The sequence below is a fragment of the Carnobacterium sp. genome (assembly GCF_040274425.1).
This window is the reverse complement of the sequence record NZ_JBEMBC010000001.1, coordinates 95,000-114,739: the sequence shown is the minus strand read 5'-3', so window position 1 is coordinate 114,739 and position 19,740 is coordinate 95,000. Positions and strand designations below refer to the sequence as shown.

The 19,740-nt window shown below is 34.6% G+C and carries 17 protein-coding genes; 9 read left to right on the top strand and 8 right to left on the bottom strand.

Translation table 11 applies throughout. The annotated features are described in order from the left end of the window. The coding region (locus ABS911_RS00530) for a M20/M25/M40 family metallo-hydrolase (protein WP_350465765.1) at window positions 1-576 on the top strand (576 nt) is incomplete at its 5' end. Between the two features lie 393 nt (window positions 577-969). Here the strand turns inward: ABS911_RS00530 and ABS911_RS00525 are convergent. The 3 genes from ABS911_RS00525 to ABS911_RS00515 form a co-directional block, all read right to left on the bottom strand. Then, window positions 970-1,482 (bottom strand): hypothetical protein, encoded by a 513-nt coding sequence (locus tag ABS911_RS00525; RefSeq protein ID WP_350465764.1) that lies wholly within the window; start codon window positions 1,480-1,482, stop codon window positions 970-972. Between the two features lie 163 nt (window positions 1,483-1,645). Then, complete coding sequence (locus ABS911_RS00520) at window positions 1,646-2,854, bottom strand: AI-2E family transporter (protein WP_350465763.1); 1,209 nt, start codon at window positions 2,852-2,854, stop codon at window positions 1,646-1,648. Between the two features lie 39 nt (window positions 2,855-2,893). Further along, window positions 2,894-3,253 (bottom strand): PTS glucitol/sorbitol transporter subunit IIA, encoded by a 360-nt coding sequence (locus tag ABS911_RS00515; protein ID WP_350465762.1) that lies wholly within the window; start codon window positions 3,251-3,253, stop codon window positions 2,894-2,896. Between the two features lie 205 nt (window positions 3,254-3,458). Here ABS911_RS00515 and ABS911_RS00510 point away from each other — a divergent pair, with 205 nt between their 5' ends. The 5 genes from ABS911_RS00510 to ABS911_RS00490 all read left to right on the top strand — a co-directional run bounded on the left by ABS911_RS00510 (window position 3,459) and on the right by ABS911_RS00490 (window position 9,512). Beyond that, the gene (locus ABS911_RS00510) at window positions 3,459-5,564 is read left to right on the top strand and encodes a CDP-glycerol glycerophosphotransferase family protein (protein ID WP_350465761.1); all 2,106 of its coding nucleotides are present in this window, start codon (window positions 3,459-3,461) and stop codon (window positions 5,562-5,564) included. A gap of 132 nt (window positions 5,565-5,696) precedes the next feature. Further along, the gene (locus tag ABS911_RS00505) at window positions 5,697-6,755 is read left to right on the top strand and encodes a lactonase family protein (protein ID WP_350465760.1); all 1,059 of its coding nucleotides are present in this window, start codon (window positions 5,697-5,699) and stop codon (window positions 6,753-6,755) included. Between the two features lie 178 nt (window positions 6,756-6,933). Beyond that, a complete protein-coding gene (locus ABS911_RS00500) occupies window positions 6,934-7,836 on the top strand; it encodes a VOC family protein (RefSeq protein WP_350465759.1) in 903 nt (300 codons plus the stop codon). Between the two features lies 1 nt (window position 7,837). Continuing rightward, complete coding sequence (locus tag ABS911_RS00495; protein ID WP_350465758.1) at window positions 7,838-8,827, top strand: ring-cleaving dioxygenase; 990 nt, start codon at window positions 7,838-7,840, stop codon at window positions 8,825-8,827. A gap of 64 nt (window positions 8,828-8,891) precedes the next feature. Continuing rightward, window positions 8,892-9,512 (top strand): flavin reductase family protein, encoded by a 621-nt coding sequence (locus ABS911_RS00490; RefSeq protein ID WP_350465757.1) that lies wholly within the window; start codon window positions 8,892-8,894, stop codon window positions 9,510-9,512. Window positions 9,513-9,570: 58 nt separating this feature from the next. Here ABS911_RS00490 and ABS911_RS00485 read toward each other — a convergent pair whose 3' ends face one another. The 4 genes from ABS911_RS00485 to ABS911_RS00470 all read right to left on the bottom strand — a co-directional run bounded on the left by ABS911_RS00485 (window position 9,571) and on the right by ABS911_RS00470 (window position 15,078). Next, window positions 9,571-11,226: an ABC transporter permease gene (locus tag ABS911_RS00485; protein ID WP_350465756.1), complete on the bottom strand. Its 1,656-nt coding sequence runs from the start codon at window positions 11,224-11,226 to the stop codon at window positions 9,571-9,573. A 27-nt stretch (window positions 11,227-11,253) separates the two neighbouring features. Continuing rightward, window positions 11,254-11,976 carry an ABC transporter ATP-binding protein gene (locus tag ABS911_RS00480; protein WP_350465755.1) on the bottom strand — a complete coding sequence of 241 codons (723 nt, stop codon included), beginning with the start codon at window positions 11,974-11,976 and terminating at the stop codon, window positions 11,254-11,256. Between the two features lie 298 nt (window positions 11,977-12,274). Next, on the bottom strand, window positions 12,275-12,778 hold the full coding sequence (locus tag ABS911_RS00475; RefSeq protein WP_350465771.1) for a PTS sugar transporter subunit IIA: 504 nt from the start codon (window positions 12,776-12,778) through the stop codon (window positions 12,275-12,277). A 143-nt stretch (window positions 12,779-12,921) separates the two neighbouring features. Next, window positions 12,922-15,078 (bottom strand): glycoside hydrolase family 3 N-terminal domain-containing protein, encoded by a 2,157-nt coding sequence (locus ABS911_RS00470; RefSeq protein WP_350465754.1) that lies wholly within the window; start codon window positions 15,076-15,078, stop codon window positions 12,922-12,924. Between the two features lie 181 nt (window positions 15,079-15,259). Between ABS911_RS00470 and ABS911_RS00465 the strand changes: the two genes are divergently transcribed. Both ABS911_RS00465 and ABS911_RS00460 read left to right on the top strand, forming a co-directional pair. Further along, a complete protein-coding gene (locus ABS911_RS00465) occupies window positions 15,260-16,243 on the top strand; it encodes a YeiH family protein (protein ID WP_350465753.1) in 984 nt (327 codons plus the stop codon). 137 nt (window positions 16,244-16,380) lie between these two features. Beyond that, window positions 16,381-17,205: an undecaprenyl-diphosphate phosphatase gene (locus ABS911_RS00460; protein ID WP_350465752.1), complete on the top strand. Its 825-nt coding sequence runs from the start codon at window positions 16,381-16,383 to the stop codon at window positions 17,203-17,205. Between the two features lie 356 nt (window positions 17,206-17,561). Here ABS911_RS00460 and ABS911_RS00455 read toward each other — a convergent pair whose 3' ends face one another. Continuing rightward, complete coding sequence (locus ABS911_RS00455; RefSeq protein ID WP_350465751.1) at window positions 17,562-18,914, bottom strand: aspartate kinase; 1,353 nt, start codon at window positions 18,912-18,914, stop codon at window positions 17,562-17,564. 312 nt (window positions 18,915-19,226) lie between these two features. Between ABS911_RS00455 and ABS911_RS00450 the strand changes: the two genes are divergently transcribed. Further along, on the top strand, window positions 19,227-19,601 hold the full coding sequence (locus tag ABS911_RS00450) for a DUF4828 domain-containing protein (RefSeq protein ID WP_350465750.1): 375 nt from the start codon (window positions 19,227-19,229) through the stop codon (window positions 19,599-19,601). The last annotated feature ends 139 nt before the right edge of the window (window positions 19,602-19,740 follow it).

The window sequence follows — 19,740 nt, the reverse complement described above, 5'->3', positions numbered from 1 at the left end:
CTAGGAAAAGATTCCTTCACTCCTGCTGCTCAATTTGCACTTGATTTGCAAGAGATCATTGCTAAAAATGTTGATTCCAGAAATCCCGTTGTTCTAAATGTTGGACGCTTTGCAAGCGGAAAAAAAGCCAATATTGTTCCAAAAGAAACAACAATGGACATTTCAATGCGCTACTTTGATGAAGAGAGTCGTGATTTTACTCATGCAGCCATTAAGCGCCATGCTAAAGCTTTTGCGGACATGTATGAAATTACTGTTGATGTAACAATCGAGCCGAGCACTCCTCCAACTAAAAATGAAGCAGCTCTAGCAAAAATAGCAACCAATGCTGGAACGAAAATATTTGGTTCAAATAAGGTTTCAGAGTTCCCAAGAGCAATGAATTCTGAAGATTTCTCTTATTATCTGAAAGAAGCTCCCGGTGTCTACGGCATCATTGGAATATATAATGAAGAAAAAAATACCATTCATGCTCCTCATGATGACCATTATGAACTTGACGAAGATATTTTAAAATTAGGAGCCGCTTGGCATGTCGAATTTGCCTTAGAATTTTTAGGAAATACTACCAATTAAAAACAACAGAATACTCTACAAACAGCTATAAAAAAATCGACCTCTACTTCTCGTTACTGAGAAAAGGGTTGATTTTTTTTGGCTCTATAATTTTTAGTGTTGGTAGGTTAGTTAAATTGATTACAGGATATTTCTGGAGGAATAAGGTTGCTTGTAGCCATGTCTAAGGATTCAATGCGACTTACAAAGCGTTAGCACTTCAGCGATTACGCTTTGTTTAAGGCTTGAAAGTCTGGAGACTCCATCCCTTCAGACGGTCCCCTTGGTTCTCCACAAGCAAACCTGTCGATTCCAGAAGAAATTTTATTTTTGTTGTATCAACACCATTTGTTAAACAACCATTTTTTATACGACAGTTAAATTTACAATAGGCGCAGCATCCCAAATCAACGATCAGCTGTCGTACTCAAAATAATACAACTTTTTAGTTTCAATATCGTATATTCCTGCTGTATAATTTTTAGCAGACTCAGAAAACAACTCTTCTCCTTCAGTAATCCGTTCTTCACCATCATATCTGTCGATAAATATCCAATAACCATCTGTAATTTCAGGCATATTATTTTTCTCTGCTAAATCAGATGTATAATAAACATCGTTTTTTTCACCACCATAAAATTCTAGTTCGATATTCTCCGAAAGAGGAGTAGGTTTCCAATCTTTGTTGTTCTGAATCTGAGATAAAATCTCTTTAGCCTCATCTTCTTGAAATTGAACATTAGCAATTGTAACTCCGTCGCCATGAAAACCCCCGTGATCATCTTCATAGTCGATTTCTACTTCTGATGGCAATTGAACAGCTAAAGAATTAGAAATTTGTTTACTAATAGACGTTGAAAAACATCCAGTCAAAAAAAAGCTAAGCGCCATCAGCAAGAAAAATCCACAAATAAATTTTTTCTTCAATTTGTATCCCCTCCATTACTATCACAATGATTGAATAAAAGAAAAACTGACTGGTACGAATTCGGTTGAATACCGTCTTCATACCAGTCAGTTGGTAAATTAGGTTGTTGACTGACTGTAAGTGTTCAGTACATTCAGCTACCACAATAATTTTTGTTTAATGTTAACTTTTTATCCTTTTTTTCTTTACGATTACAACTGGTGGCGGGGCCGGATTTTCATCATTCTCATATAAACCAGTATATTCTTTATACCATCTAAAGAAATGAACAACTATCACTTTTAAAACGGCATATCCAGGAATACCTAGAATTACACCTGGAACACCAAAAATTTTCCCGGCGGATAGCAAAACAATGATAATGGTAAGGGGATGAACTTCTAAATTATTCCCTAAAATTTGCGGTTGAATCACTCTTCCTTCGATCGTTTGTTCAATGGCAAATACGATCAGTACCTTGATCAACATACTTGGTGAGTCTACCAAAGCAATCACAATAGCTGGCACAGTTGCTAAAAATGAGCCTAGATAAGGGATCAGATTTAAGAATCCAGCCAGTACACCTAATGTAACAGCATATTCCAATCCAATAATAGCAAATCCTATCCAAAACATTAAGCCGACAAAAAAAGCTACCATTAATTGCCCACGTATATATTGACTAATTTGCATATTGATTTCAGATAACAATTGATACGTACTAACTCTCATTTTTGAAGGAATGATTTTCATCACGTGATAAGGAAGATTTTTTCCATCTTTCAGCAAGTAAAATAAAATAAAAGGCATCGTAATAATTGCAATAACAACATTTGTCACTGCTCCTACCACGCTTCCAATACTAGCGAAAGTTGAACCTACGAATCCATCTGCTTGTTCAGAAAAATTGGACATTATATTTGTATTGAAATCAGATAATCTTGTTTGAAATTCAGATAGCACATCACTTCTTAACCAACTGTCTATTTGAGAAACAATATTATCCCAATAAATTGGCCAATTTTCAATGATACTAATAGTCTGTTCCTGAATGATTGGAATCAACGTTGTAATTCCCCAAACAATTAAAGCTCCTATAACAATAAATATCCAAGTTATGCCTAACAAGCGAGGAATTTTTTTCCGCTCCATCCAATCTACCAAAGGGTTAACCAAGTAATATAAGATTCCAGCTAAGATAACCGGTAATCCAATGATGCTCAAAAAATCTCTAATGGGTGAAAACACATACTCAACTTTTGGAAACACTAAAAGATTTAAAAAAATCAAAAGGGAAATCAATAAAATTGAAACGACTTTATTATTTAAAAACCATTTCCAAAACCATGTTGTTTTCTCACTGGTTTTGCTTTTTATTTTTTCTTCGCCCATATCCTCACCTCTCTCATCTGTTCCTATACACTTATAAAACTAATTGTTGTAACTTATTTTAGTACCCACAGATACTTCAGGCAATTCATGTGGCGATAAATAAATGCCGCTTTCAATTCGATCATCTTCTGGAACTCCTGAAAATGAAAGGGTAACGTGTCCAATGGTATTCAAATTTTCATTTGCTAAACTTCCAACAGTTTCAATGGTATACACCTTTTCATCAAAAGAAATAGTGTCCCCTGATTGTAATTTTATCTTTTCTTTATCTTTTTCAAAAGATTGGATAATGGCTACTGTACGAATTTCCTCTGTAGCTTGCTCTCCAAATAAAATTATCATTGGATCTTTTTTACTAATAGCATTTTCTCCAATTGCAGTGATTGTTCCAATTAACATACTATTCATTCCTTTCTCATTTTCATATTCTTCTTTTCTTATTTATTTTACCATATTCTCTCTTCTAAAGGTTACTAAATGGTAAGCTGCTTAATAAACAAAAAATAACTCATTCCTTTAAAAAACACTTATAGTGATTGCTACCTGTTGGCGAGACTGGTATGATAAATTAAACTAGACTATCACAATAATGGAGGTGAATTTTATGAATTCTACTACTAATGAGCAACACTTAAAAATAGAACAAGCTGAAAAAATAATTAAAGAGCTTCGTCATCCATCATTTAGTGTAACAAAACAGGATGATGAATTAATTACCACTGTCACTTTATCGAAAGATGTTTCAACGGAATTCAAAGAATTTTTCATATTACATAGAGAAACTGGGGAAAAACACTCTTTTATAGCAGATAGTCCTAATGAAGCCTATACTTTTTCAGTTGATATACGCTCTTTTATTAAAAAATATGTTCCTTGGGATCCAAAAGAACACTTTGAATTTTATTTTACTGTTCGTTATTTAATAGACGATCATGAAATCGAAAAAGATGAACCTTTATCTCTTAACCGTTTTTCTCATTATGAATCCTATGGGTTGACGGAAGTACAAGATAGCGGTCATCATCTTTACCCTTATTTTAGTCGTAAAACACAAGGATTTTGTTTTACTATCAATATTCCAGTACGCAGTGTGCGCTACATTCAAGATTCAAAAATAGATACTATTCAATTAAAAAAAGACACACTAGCACTAACCGGTACAATCGTGACCAAAGCAATTCCTATTAATCGCATCGATACTGTAATGATAGGAAGAAAATTCGGCCATCGCCAAGTCATTCATTCCGATCATCAACTTACTGATTCAACAGATGGAACGCATCTCCATTATTATGATTATCAAATTAATATAGATTTAGAAGAATGTGCACGCGATTTTTTTATCAGCAATACAAATGACGAAGATTTTGATTTATATTTTGAACTGTATTTAAATGGTTTTTTTGATCCAACTATTATTCGTGTCTCTAATCCCAGCGATGCAAATGCCAAGAAAAATTACACTTGTTTTTCTTATTCTTATGGGAAAAATACTAAGTTTTTAGCTCCTAATTTTACTGGACAATCAAATAACTTTATTCTTTCTGTGACAAATTTTGAAAATGAAACTATCGAATATATGAAAGAACTCCTTCCCTTTGCGCCTGTTTTACGCCCTTTTTATAGCAATCGGGGTATTTGGATCATTGGTGAAACTCCTATGGAAGCTAAAAATAATGGTTGGGCTTTTTATTGTTACATGAGACAGCAGCATCCAGAAAAAGAAGTTTATTATGTCATTGACAAAACTTCGCCTGATTACGCTAAAGCTGCAGCTTTAGGAGAAGATCACCTCTTGATTTATAAATCAAAAAAATACATTTGGACTTTATTAATGGCTCAATTACTGATCACAACTGAAGAACCTTATGTTATCTTGCCAACACGCAATCCTTTGTGGTTAGACGAGTTGAGTGCTAAGAAGGTTGTTTTGCAAAAAAATGTTCTTGGGTTGCAAGATATAAAAGCTAGTTTAGAATACAATGCTAAGCGGTTCAAAGCAGATTTGTTTTTTGTGAGTTCAAAAACGGAGAAACGCCTTGCAATCGAAACCTTAAACTTCCCTGAAGATAAAGTTTCCATTACTGGTTTGCCACGCTTTGATGAACTATTAACGAATGAGTCTCTTTCAGCAAATAAACGTCAGTTGCTTATTTTTCCAATGAATCACGATTCTGGTTTATACTATCAATCGGATGTCATTGAACACATGGCTTTATCGTTTATTTCACTATTACAAAATCCAACATTTTTAGACTTTGTTCAGCAATACCAATTAGAGGTTGTGACAGCTCTCCCTACTTCGATGCTTCACTATGTAGCAGCATTTACCGCTTGTAATTGTACTGTATTGCTTCAAAATCAAGAAGACATACAACAATTGATTAAAGAAAGCAGTCTTTTGATCACGGATGCAGATCCTATTGCTTTTGATTTTAGTTTCCTTTTAAAACCGGTTTTATTTTATCAACCAGATGTTAAAACACTGGCTTCTGAAGTACCATTTAATTCTACCCATACTTATTTAAATGAGCTGCCGGGTGAAATTACAACTTCTGAAGAAAGTTTGATTCATTTGCTAGAACAGATCGGTATAAATCAATTTCAGGTTTCTCGTAAAAACCAGCAAAAAGCAGATGCACTGCTTTACTATCATGATACTCAGTCGAATCAACGAATTTACGAAGCGATTACTACTCTTCTTCATTAATAATAAAAAGATTACAATCATTGCAAAAAGACACTTTTTTTTTAAAATAGTGTCTTTTTGCTTTAATTCTTTAATAAGCAAGTGCTATACTTGAATTTGAAACCTGTTACATAAAACCAAGGAGGCTTTACAATGAAAGAAACCATTTATTTAGGAACTTATACTAAAGGAAACAGTGAAGGTATTTATGAGATCGTCTTGAATACTCAAACAAAACAATTAGAAGAGGCCAAACTTGTAGCAAAAGTAGGAAATCCTACTTATATAGCTTTATCAAATGGAAAAGACATTATTTATTCTGTTAGTAAAACGGCTACTGGAGGCGGACTCGCTTCATTCAAGAAAAAACCAGCAACAGCTTATGAAAATACAACTACTTTTTTTGAAAAAACAAGTGAATTAATCGAAGAAAATGCTGCCCCACCATGTTACGTCGCTTATGATGCCAATCGCTCGCTAGTCTATACAACTAGTTATCATGATGGTTTTGTTTCTGTTTACAAAGCAGATAATAAAGGCAATTTAACATTAACAGATGTTAAACAACATGAAGGTTCAAGTGTTCATGAAAATCAAGAAAAAGCTCATGCGCATTACTTGGATTTAACGCCAGATCGTAATTATGTTGTAGCTTGTGATTTAGGAACCGACAAAATTTACACTTATAAGGTTTCTGAGGATGGAAAATTAGATTTAGCCACTACGTATACAGCTAAGCCTGGTACTGGTCCTCGTCATTTAGTTTTCCATCCAAATGGTAAATTTGCTTACCTTGTCGGAGAATTAACGAGTGAAATCGTTGTGTTAGCATACAATGCTGCTGATGGTTCATTTGAAACTGTTCAAACTGTTTCCTCTATTCCAGACACACATACTACTTTCAATAGTGGCTCAGCTGTGCGTGTTACTGAAGACGGTCGTTTCTTGTATTCTTCTAATCGTGGCCACAACTCAATTGCGGTATATGCAATTAATGAAACGGGAGATGCTATTGAGCGTATTCAGTTGATCTCATCTGAAGGAGATACTCCTCGTGATTTCGCACTAGACCCTTCTGAACAATTCGTAGTCGTTGGCCATCAAAATTCTGATAAACTGACTTTATTTGAAAGAGATGCAGAAACAGGCCTGTTGTCTCTGCTTCAAAAAGATGTTTATGCTCCAGAATGTGTTTGTGTCGCTTTTGAATAAGTCCAAATAAAAAACTAATCCAAACCTATTAATAGGTTTGGATTAGTTTTTTATTTTTATCTTAATGTAATTTATCTCGAATTAAACTTATTTATTGTAAGTATTTTTACGATGTGTTATAGTTACATTATAAATTCATTTCAATGATCCATTATTTGACGAAAGGAGATTTTATTCTGTGATTAAAGGTATTCATCATATCTCTGCTTTCACTAAATCAGCTAGGGAGAATCATTTTTTCTATACCTCTATTCTTGGATTACGTTTTGTTAAAAATACAGTTAATCAAGAAAATACAGCGATACGTCATTTATTTTATGGAGATTATCAAGGAAACCCTGGCACTCTACTGACTTTTTTTGAATTAAAGAAAGTTGGCAGTGCTTATCATGAGAATAATTATTTCTCAACTGTTGCCTTAAAAATTCCTAAAGGCACGCTATCTTATTGGGAATCTCGTTTAGCACGTTATTCAATTGAAACCAAATTGGATCAGAACGAATCGTCTCTATTCTTTAAAGATCCTGATCAATTTGAACTCTCTTTGATTGAAGTTGATGATGTGATCCTATCTGCAAATGCAACTAAGCATTCAGATGTCCCTCTCTCAAACCAAATCATTGGTATTTTTGACAGTTTGCTTAAAGTTGAGCGTCCTGAAGAAACACTCTCTTTTTTAATCGATTATTTAGGATTATCTTTATTGAATCAAAAACATCGAGTTCAAATTGATCAGCAGGATGTTTTCACATCAGTTGCTTCTAGTGGCAAGACCGATTTATCTCGAATGGGCAGAGGATCTATTGATCATATTGCTTATACCGTTCATTCATCTAAAGAGTTAGAAGAGATGTATCAAAAAGCTGTACAAATGAGACTACCCATTGATCAATATGTTGAACGTGGCTATTTTAAAAGCTTATATGTAAAAGAACCAAACGGTCTGCGAATTGAGTTAGCCACTGAAATTCCTGGATTTACACTTGATGAACCAATTGAAAAGTTAGGGACCACACTTGCACTACCCGCTTTCTTAGAAAATAAACGAGCAGAAATTGAAGCTCAATTGGAGGATTTTTAATATGAATGGATTAAAAGGGATTCACCATGTAACAGCTATTACAAGTAGCGCGGAAAAAATTTATGACTTCTTTACGAACGTTTTGGGTGTCCGCTTAGTAAAAAAGACAGTGAACCAAGATGACATTCAAACGTATCACCTTTTCTTTTCAGACGATAAAGGCAGCGCAGGTACAGATATGACATTTTTTGACTTCCCTGGGATTCCTAAAGGGTCAAAAGGAACCAATGATATCTCAAAGACTTCTTTACGTGTGCCAAGTGATGCTGCTTTAAATTATTGGATAAAACGATTTGATAAATATAATGTACCGCACAAAGGAATCACAAAACAATTTGGTGTTAAAGTTCTAGCTTTCCATGATTTTGATAATCAACACTATCAATTGATCTCAGATGAAAATAATGTAGGCATAGCATCTGGGTTTCCATGGCATAAAGGCCCAGTTCCAGATGAATTTGCTATTACTGGTTTAGGTCCTATCTTTTTACGTGTGAAAAATTTTGACTTTATGAAAGAAATACTGGAAAAAGTATTACTGTTTAAAGAAATTGCTCAAGAAAATCAATTTCATCAATTTGAAGTTGGCGAAGGAGGAAATGGAGCACAAGTGATTGTTGAACATAACGAGCTCCTTCCTGATGCCCAACAAGGTTATGGAAATGTGCATCACGTTGCATTTCGTGTAGAAGACCGTGCTGTTTTAGAAGAGTGGATTCAACGATTGAATCAATTTGGTTTGCCAACTTCTGGTTATGTCGATCGTTTTTATTTTGAATCTCTTTATGCTCGTGTATCTCCAGGTATATTGTTTGAATTTGCAACAGATGGTCCTGGTTTTATCGACGATGAAGAGAATTATGAAATATTGGGTGAAACCTTAGCCTTACCACCAAAGTTCAGAGATCAACGGAAAGAAATCGAACAACTTGTTCGTCCTATAGATACCATACGCAGTACAAAAGTTTTTCAAAAAGAGTATTTAGATTAAGATCAAGCTGCCAGATTAATTGATAATTTGTTTTTTAAATTAACCCCTTAGGAAGTGACTAATTATGTTTCACTATACAGCAGAACAATTAAACAAAAAACAACAGTACAAATTTGTTAGCGGAAGTGTGATTCCACGCCCAATTGCTTGGGTTACCACTTTATCAAAAGATGGTTCAGTGGTAAATGCCGCTCCTTTCAGCTTCTTCAGTGCAGCATCCAATGAATTACCTTTATTAACCGTTGCTATCTTAAGAAAAGATGGCGTTATTAAAGACACCGCTCGTAATATTCTTGATCGAAAAGAAGCGGTTGTACACATTGTTGATCAATCTGTCGTTGAGGATATGAATCAAACATCTGCCCCACTTTCACCAGACGAAAGTGAGTTGGATCAAACAAACTTAACGCTGATTGACAGTCTGAGCGTGCAAGTTCCTTCTATTGTAGAAGCTAAAATTCGTTTTGAAGGTGTCTTACATCAATACGTACCGATTAAAGATGAGCATAACAACATTGTAACGGACTTCTTTTTTATTCGAGTAACAGATTTCTTTTTTGATGAGACAGTCTTTGATCAAGAAAAAGAATATATTTTAACGGATAAATTAAATCCCGTTGCACGGCTTGCCGGTAACCAATACGCTACACTAGCTGAAGAATTCACGATTGTACGCCCAACATAACTAAGAAAGAGTCGCTCAAGAAGAAAAAAATTCTTGAGTGGCTCTTTTCTTTTGGATTTTATTGTTTTATTGGACGATTGCATTCATGCAAATACAACAGGCCTGTAACTATTAAAATAAATAGATTTATACTAAATGTAATCGTATTGATTTTTAATGGAAGAATGCCTATGTTAGCTATTATCCCGAACAATAGAATGATTACCATACCGCCTAACATTCCTACTAAGCTCATCATACTCTGCTTGATGAGTTGTGTTTCATCCTGCCAGTCATAATAAGCCATCCTATTTCCAATAAAAATGCCTCCTACTGCTGTAAATAGTAAAAAGCTAAGTGGTGTAACGATTATCAAAATTGTTTCAATGAAGCTCGTTTTTAAAGAGATACTAAACAATAGTGAACAGACAATCGATGTTGGAATAGTAAACGTAAGATTGGTTAATAAATAACTGTCATACAGGGTCTTTGGAGAAATTGGCAATGATTTGATCAACCAGACATTTTTCCCTTCTAAAGCGAGTGAGATAGTAGCCGTATTTGTCATAGAAACCATAGCTGCAATAACATAACCAGCACTATTTTTTAAGATTGGAAAGTACTCACCTAACTCCAGGCTCTGTACTATTTTTTCTGGCCCTATGAGTAATGTACTAACGGCCAATAGAATTGCCATTACACAACCAATCAATAAATTTGTGGCAGCTACTGTTGACTTTAAGATTCGCATCAGTGTCTTTTTATACAATGCCATAAGCACCCCACTCTGACGCAACACCCCAATTTTATAATTCCCTTTGCTACTATGTGAAGACAGTGCTGTATTGATTTGTTTGTATTTTATAGACAACAGCTGTAAAAAGAGGAAGTACAAACCAACAGAGATAACCACAAAAATCAGAAAAGAAAGGAGTTTTCCATCCACTACTGCTTCCTTGAACAATTTTGTGGGTAGATATAATTGGTTCAATCTATCAGAAACAAAAGGAGCTAAGTTTGAAAATGCATCCGTATTTATGGTTCCAGTTTGAAAATCAACGAGTTCTCCAAATCCGAAATTCGCTGTTGAAGCAGTCATAAGAAAAATTAAGAACACGACTACTAATCCGATAGAAAGGACCGTAGATACTGCATTTGTGTATTTAAATTTAGATGAAATTGCCGTAACCACTGTTCCAAAAACAGCTGCAATAACAGTAGGAATCAAGCTGACTAAAAAGATGCTGACAAACCAAAAAAGATAAGTTATAAAATTAGGCTGTTCAAAAAACAAATAAGTCATTCCCATTGGAAACATAACGAGAAAAGCAATAAAAGTATTCCAAATATACATATTCAAAAAGCGGCTGCTAATAATTGTCCTTACAGCTATTGGCAAAGACATTACTAGATCATAATCACTAAAATTAAAGAATTCTCCATTTGATTTAAACAATGAAAAGGTTAAAGTGAGCACGCTGCTGATAAAGATAGCAATACTAGGAATCAGATCTGTCATTCCTAAATAAACATAGCCGTACGCCACCCCACCACAATAAGAAATGATCATAAGTAAAACCATACCAATAGCTACGGCTACTGCAATTTTACTATTTCTTTTACGTCTGTCCTTTTCATAACGAAAAACATTCCAGCCAAGTTGCTCTATCAATCTATTTTTAGCAAGTAGCCAACTTAAATTTTTTCGTTTTAATTTCACATCTTTAGTATTCATACCTTAAAGTGCTCTCCTCTTTTTTAATTATTCTTGATTCAAAATATCTATAAAGATTTCCTCTAGAGAACTCCCTTTTTTCTCCTTTAACATGTCTTCCATCGTTCCTGAAAAAACAAGTTTTCCATGATTGATCATCGCAACTTTATTGCAAAGCTTTTCTGCAGTATCCAATACATGTGTTGAAAAGAAAACTGAACTTCCCTGTGCACACAGTTCATACATGATTTTTTTTAATACAACAGCAGCTTTAGGATCTAGACCAACAAAAGGTTCATCTAATACAAGTAACTTTGGCTTATGGATCACAGCCGAAATAATTGCAATCTTTTGTTTCATACCATGCGAATAGGAAGAAATTAGATCTCCAAGATTTCCAGTGATTTCAAATAAATTCGCATATTTTTTCACGTTCTCTTCTCGAATAGCTGTAGGAATTTTAAAGATATCTGCTATAAAATTCAGATACTGAATACCTGTCATATGTTCATATAAATCTGGATTGTCTGGTATATAAGCAATAACTTGCTTGCATAAAAGCGGTTCTGTTTTCATTGAATGACCATCAATGAAAATTTCTCCTTCTTCATAATCAAGAATACCCACTATTGATTTAATTGTGGTACTTTTCCCTGCTCCATTATGACCAATGAAACCGAAAATATCCCCTTCGTCTACTTTAAGACTGATATCGTCTACTGCTTTTTTTTCGTTTTTATAGGTCTTACTGAAATGATTGATTGTTAACATTCCATACTTCCTTTCAGATTTTATGAGCTCTTTCGTCTATACGTTAGTTTTTTTTATAACACATTCTATTTTTGTTCTGTAGTATGTAGTATTAATTTTTTATTCGTCTACTATAGATAATCATAATCCTTTTTGTTCTACTTTACAGCAACTTTTATAAGCAAAGTAGATTCGCTTAATTGTTTCCGAACAAACGATCGAATAATTTTATTCGCATTAGGTTATTTAGTTATACAAATACACCCCGAAAACTAGAATTCACTCTAGCTTTCGGGGTGTAAATCATATCAACGTTTTTTTAGGCTTTCGCTGTAAGTGTTCCAATTTCTGCTGAAGCAGATGCTTGTCCTTTTCCACTTAAAGTGAAATCAGCTACTTTATCCATGTTTGTAAAGACAACAACCATTGCGCTATCTTTTCCAGCAGCTTCAAGAGCAACTAAGTCAACTGTAGAAACTAATGTTTCAGGTGTTACTTGGTCTCCTTCAACTACTGAATTAGTAAACGGTCCACCATTTAATTCAACAGTATCTAGACCCATGTGTAAAAGTACTTCTACTCCATTTGGAAGTTCAATTCCAATTGCATGCTTAGTTGGAAATACACTGACAACTTTCCCAGTTACTGGAGAATAAATTTTTCCATCTGTTGGGATAACTGCAAATCCGTCGCCCATCATTTTTTGGGAGAAAACTGGATCTGCTACTTCTTCAATAGCTACAACTGTCCCATTTGCAGGCGCGAATAATTTTGCTGCTGCATTGTTTTCCTTTTTATTATCTTTTTTCAAAAAATCGAACATTCCCATTTCAATTCCTACTTTCTCTATTTTATAGTCTGCTTCTTATCATCTAAACAATAAGAAGTTTGCACCTTATGATACCATAAAAGACACCGTGAAGAGAACAAAAATGGCTGTTATTTGACTATTTAATGTATTTTTATTCATTTCTTTTTAAAATCTAAAAAAATCGTCTCAATTTCTAGCTCTTCACTATTAGAACCTACCATTAAATCAAACTCCCCAGCTTCAACGGACACAGATAAATCTTGATGAACATATTCAAAATCTTGTTTTTGCAACTGAAATAAAACTCCAATTGATTGACCCGGTTCTAAAAATACTTTTTTAAATCTTTTTAATTCTTTAACTGGACGAACGACTTCGCCTACTTTATCTCTAACATATAACTGAACGATTTCAGCACCTGACCGGTTCCCGTTATTTGTAATAGTAACTTCTATACTGACCTCTTCCTTAGACTCAGCTACAGTAACCTGCATTGGACTATACTTAAATTGCGTATAACTTAATCCAAAACCAAAAGGAAAAAGCGGACTGTTCTCTACATCCAAATATCTTGAAAGGTACTTATCTTCTTGATTATATGGTGTCAACGGGCGCCCAGTGCTATCTTGATTGTAATAAAGAGGAACTTGCCCAACTGCTCTTGGAAAAGACATCGTTAATTTGCCACTTGGATTTTTTAGTCCAAATAGAAGATTCGCGACTGCAGATCCAGCTTCTGTACCTGGAAACCAAGCTTCAATCATACTATCCACATCCTGAATAATATCCGTCAAATCTAAAGGTCTGCCATTGAGTAGAATCAAACTAATGGGCTTAGATGTCGTGCGAAGCTTCTTGATCAATTGAATCTGTTCTGCTGGTAATTTAAGGTTGCTTCGACTTGCCCCTTCTCCACTCATATAGGAGGATTCTCCACCTACAATTATTAACACATTGACATTTTCAACATCTGCTAGCCAGTCTTTCTGATTTTTATTTGTTAAAGGAGAATAGGTTTTTAACACTATCGATTCTTTTGAAACATGTTGCAACAATCCTTCATAGACAGACACACTTTCTTTTTGCTGTCCTTTCCAAGACCATGCGCCTAGAACATCTTTGGATTGTTCTTCTGGAACAAATAATGCGATTTTTTGCTGGTTGTCTAAAGGCAATACTTGTTTCTCATTTTTCAATAATACCATTGATTCTTCAGCTATTTTTCTAGCTTTTTCTCGATGCTCTCGGCTAAACACCATTGTTTTTTCTTCTTTACTATTTGCACCACGATAAGGATCTTCAAATAAACCTAACTCATTTTTCAAAGTTAAAATGCGCCATACCGCTTCATCAAGAAGGGATTCAGAAATTTCCCCTTCATCTATCAGATCATGTAGATAATTCAAGTATCCGCCTGTCATCATCTCGATATCCACACCTGCTCTTATTGCTAACTCAGCAGCTTGCTTTAGATCAGCTGCAATCCCATGTGGAATCATTTCTCCAACTGAAGCCCAATCTGATATTAGAACACCTTGAAAGCCAAATTCTTTTCGTAAAATATCACGCATCAAAGGCTTATTGGCTGTAGCTGGAACACCATTAAGTGAATTAAATGCTGTCATCACTAATTTACTGCCTTCATCGATTCCTGCTTGATAAGCGGGCAGATACATTTCTCTTAAAGTCCGTTCAGATAATTCAACAGTATTGTATTCACGACCTGCTACTGGCGCACCATATCCAGCAAAGTGTTTGATGCAAGCTGCTACACTCAATTTATTATTCATTAAATCTTCTCCTTGGTAGCCTCTGACAAACGCACGTGCATACAGTTGATTCAAATAAGGATCCTCTCCAGTAGATTCAAGGACTCTTCCCCAACGAGCATCACGAACTAAGTCGACCATAGGCGCAAAGGTAACATGTAATCCTGAAACAGCTGCTTCTTTTGCAGACAGAATAGCACTTTCTTCAACTAAATCGGGATCCCATGTACTAGACATGCCCAATGGAATTGGAAAAATTGTACGGTATCCATGAATCACATCCGCCATAAACAATAGTGGTATTCCTAGACGACTTTTTGTTAAATGTTCCTTTTGGATATCTATCAATGTTTGAGCACCAGATATGCCAAGTACTGAACCAATTGTAGCCATTTTCTCTGGAGATAAATTCATCTCATGCATGGGACCTGTGTTTTCACTATCTTCTTCTTTATAAAATTCGCCTGCTAATTGGACCATTTGACCAATCTTTTCTTCTCTTGTCATTTTACTTAACAAATGATGAAGGTGAATTGAGTCCATAAAAATCCTCCTTATTAAATTTTTTTATCAGTAAGGAATAGTTTCGCCAAAATCGAATAACCCCATAAGATAAACCGATTTCACAAACTCACTGTATCATCAATTTTTTTGTTTCTCAAACGATACCCGTTTAAAAATATGCTATAGTTAAAATAAATCTTAGAGAAAGGACGATCAATAGATGAAAAAAATTAGTAAAGGGCTTTTTCTTTCCATTGCAATTGCACTTATTGCTACGCTATTGGGAAATGTATTTCCTATTATTGGCAGTGCTGTATTTGCTATTATTATAGGTTTATTATTGAACAACACAATCGGTACTCCTGCTGACTTTCAGCCGGGTATTAAATTCTCTTCAAAAAAAATCTTGCAAGCTTCGATTGTCTTATTAGGTTTTAGCTTATCCATTCAAGATGTCCAATCAACGGGGCTTTCATCTCTAAGCGTTACACTTGTTACGATTGTTGTAGCTTTTATCAGTGCTTTTTTTATTGGAAAATGGTTACATATTCCGATGAACACTACAACTTTAATAGGAGTAGGAACGGCCATATGCGGAGGTTCAGCAATTGCTGCTGTTTCACCAATCATTGAGGCAAAAGATGAAGAGATAGCTTTATCCATTTCGACCATTTTCTTATTTAATATTGTCGCCGTCTTTCTGTTTCCTTTTATAGGTCACTTGATGAATTTAACAGATGGTGGCTTTGGTTTGTGGGCAGGAACAGCTATTAATGACACTTCCTCAGTTGTAGCTGCAGGTTACAGTTACAGTGAATCTGCTGGAGATTATGCTACAATTGTAAAATTGACCAGAGCTACGTTGATCATACCTGTGTCATTACTAATTGCTGGCATCCAACTCTATAAGAAGCGCCGCAATGCTGAAAAGGTCTCGTTAAAGCAAATATTCCCTTGGTTTATTTTATGGTTTTTAGTTGCTTCTGTAATCAGTAGTACCGGTTTGCTTCCTGAAGTATTTATTACTTCTGCCAAATGGCTTTCACGTTTTATGATTGCAATGGCACTAGCTTCGATCGGTTTATCTGCTAATTTTAAAGATCTCTTGAAAACGGGTGTGAAACCAGTTTTACTTGGTCTGATTACTTGGTTCTTTGTTGCAGCTAGTAGTTTACTTGTCCAGTTTATTCAAGGTCAACTTTAATGTTGTTTAAAGATCATTGATAGTCTGATTAAAAAATTATTTAATTTTGTTTAAAGACTATAGGATAAACAACTAAGTTTAGGTATACTTATTTTTGTGCGTAATTAATCCAGGTTTTGATTTGAAAGGAGAACAACATGATTTTTATTGAATTATTAAAAGCGGCATTTTTAGGAATTGTCGAAGGAGTTACGGAATGGCTGCCTATTAGTAGCACAGGGCATATGATTTTGGTAGAGCAATTTATTAATTTAGATGCTTCAGCAGGATTTAAAGAAATGTTTTTTGTCGTCATCCAACTAGGGGCCATTCTGGCAGTAGTATTGATTTTTTTCCATAAGCTAAACCCATTTTCACCCAAGAAAACGGCCCTAGAAAAGAAAGATACTATGTCTATCTGGTACAAAGTAATTGTAGGAGTTCTTCCTGCAGCCGTATTAGGCTTTCTGTTTGATGACTGGTTAAATGATCATTTATACAATTATTGGACAGTTGCTATTATGCTGATCGTTTACGGAATTTTATTTATTGTTATTGAAAATCGGAATAAAGGAAAAGAAAGTTCCATCACTTCTTTTAACGATTTGACGTATAAAACAGCCTTTCTCATTGGGATGTTCCAAGTTCTTTCATTGATTCCTGGTACTTCTCGTTCCGGAGCAACAATCTTAGGGGCTATTTTAATCGGTACTTCTCGTTTTGTTGCTACAGAATACTCATTCTTCTTATCGATCCCGATCATGTTTGGCGCAAGCTTCCTTAAACTCTTTAAGTTTGGTTTTGCCTTTACAGGTATGGAAGTAGCTATTCTTTTAACCGGAATGCTGGTTGCATTTGTAGTATCCATTATCTCGATTAAATTCTTAATGGGCTACATTAAAAACAATGACTTTAAAGCTTTTGGTTGGTACAGAATTATTTTAGGTGTACTTGTTATTGCTTATTTCCTTTTATTTGGTTAATCACTAGATGGATCAGGACAACCGTCCTAGTTCAAAAATTCATTCGTACTTTTGATGTTTTTTTCATCAGAAGTACGAATGAGTTTTTTATTTTAGCATTTTATTTAACTTTTTTGATCACCCTTTGGCACCACTCTTCCATGAAATGGCCTTTGTCGGACAACTGGAGCAGATATTCGGGTTCACTCTTCCATGAGACACCTCTTCACGGAAGAGTGAACCAAAAAAAATGTATCACTTGTCCATGAAGACTGGTTTCATGGACAAGTGAAGCAAAAAAAATCTCACTCTTCCAAGGAAGAATGAGATTTACCATTTTTGCAGTTTTAGGAATATTCCGTTTTTTTATGATACTCTTATTTTACAAAAAAAGCTTCATATAATGCTTTTACTGCTAGGTCTTCGTGCTTAGCTTGAATACCAAACATAACACTGACTTCAGAAGCTCCTTGATTGATCATATCGATATTGATATTGTTCTCAGAAAATGCTGTCGCTGCTTTTGACATCGTAAACATTTTTTCGCGCATGCCCTCTCCTACGATCATGATCAATGCAATATTGCGTTCAACTGTTACGCTATCTGCATCCAACTCTTCTTTCAATTGTACCAATAAAGAATGTTCTTCTTCTGTAGTCATTTGATTGCTGTGTAAAATAATCGTTAAATTATCAATTCCTGAAGGCATATGTTCATAACTGATCCCTTTTGATTCCAGAATTTCCAATACCTTACGCCCAAAACCAATTTCACGGTTCATCAGATACTTATCAATATAGATACTGCTGAATCCACTTGAACTAGCGATCCCGATTACGCCTTGTTCCGACATTTGACGTTCTTTCATGATTCTTGTACCCGGTGCTGAGGGATTATTTGTGTTTTTGATTTGAACTGGAATTCCTAATTTAAACGCTGGTTGCAAAGCTTCATCATGTAAAACTGAAAAACCACCATAAGAAAGCTCTCGCATTTCACGATAAGTTAACTCTTTTATACCAATAGGATTCTCTACTACGTTAGGATTAGCAGCAAAAATAGCATCGACATCTGTAAAGTTCTCATATAGATCTGCTTTTATCCCATTTGCTAAAATTGATCCAGTAATATCTGATCCGCCTCTGGAAAAAGTACACACTTTCCCCTCTCTAGTGTAGCCAAAAAAACCTGGGAAAATAATGACTTCTTTACTCTCGCGCAATTTATACAACTGTTCGTAACTTTCCGATAAAACTTGAGCATTTCCTGGTTCATTCGTTACGACCAAGCCTGCTTCTTGAGGATCCATATAACGAGCTGGCACACCTTCTTGATTAAAATAAGCCGCTACTAATTTAGCATTATTATTCTCACCACTTGCTTTAAAAGCATCTAAATAATAATCGGGTTCGTCTTTATTGCCGTTAACTAATGAATCTAAATTGGTTCTAATTTCCTCAATGATTTCATTCCCCAACCCTAATTCTTCTGCAATATTTTGGTACCGATCTATAATCTTACCCAATACTGCACTATAGTCATGTCCGACAAGTGCTTTCATTCCAAATCCAATCAACAGGTCTGTCACTTTTTCATCTTCTGCTGAACGCTTACCAGGAGCCGATACAACAACTATTTTCCGTGCAGCATCTTCTTTTACGATTTGCACTACTTTTTTCAACTGACTTCCTGAAGCTAAAGAACTTCCACCAAATTTAATCACGTTCATCAAAGTAACATCCTTTATCATTTTTTATTTAATTTCATTTATCACTATATAAGGAAAAGAAGCATACTCTTATATTTTGGACTGTTTTTTGTTGATAATCAAGTCTTTCTATTGATTTAAGAAAAAAAGTGGCTATATTTTACTTAATCTCTCGCTTTTACTTTTTAGTAATCTATTTAACATCAATTTGACATCAAAATAATACTTTAGTCCCTATTTAATTCACTTAAATAAGCATATAATAAAGGAGTTGAAATTGACAACACTTTTTTTACGCACTTATTCTATTATTTATTTACGGGAGATAAAAACATGAAAATGAATAAATACATTAATTATTTTTTTGGTTTTTCTATTGTTGCAGGGCTATTAAGTAAATCTGTTTCAAAGAAAAAAAATGCCTCATCTAAAAGTAAACTTGTTCAAGATCCTTTATCCTCTTTTATTGGAACTTGGAGCAATCAAGAAACAAATGATAAACGGAGATTTTTAAAAATAACAAAAGAAGGCGAGTTTCTTATTAATGGTCAACTTATTGTAGGAAGCATCACTTCTATCTCCCATGACCAACTTATTTTCACCGATCATTACGGCTATGAATTAATTGCTAAACGTCAAGCAAATAATACGTTGTCTTTTTATGATGATGCAGATGAGAAAGATTATTTATTTGTTTTAACAGAGTAAAACCCAACCATGATATTAACCTCATGGTTGGGTTTTATTAGTTCTATTTGTATATATATTAGTGAAATTATTTTCTACATACATTATGTTATAATAGATATTCAAACCATTCTTAACTGCTCAGAAAGGAGTACTGCTC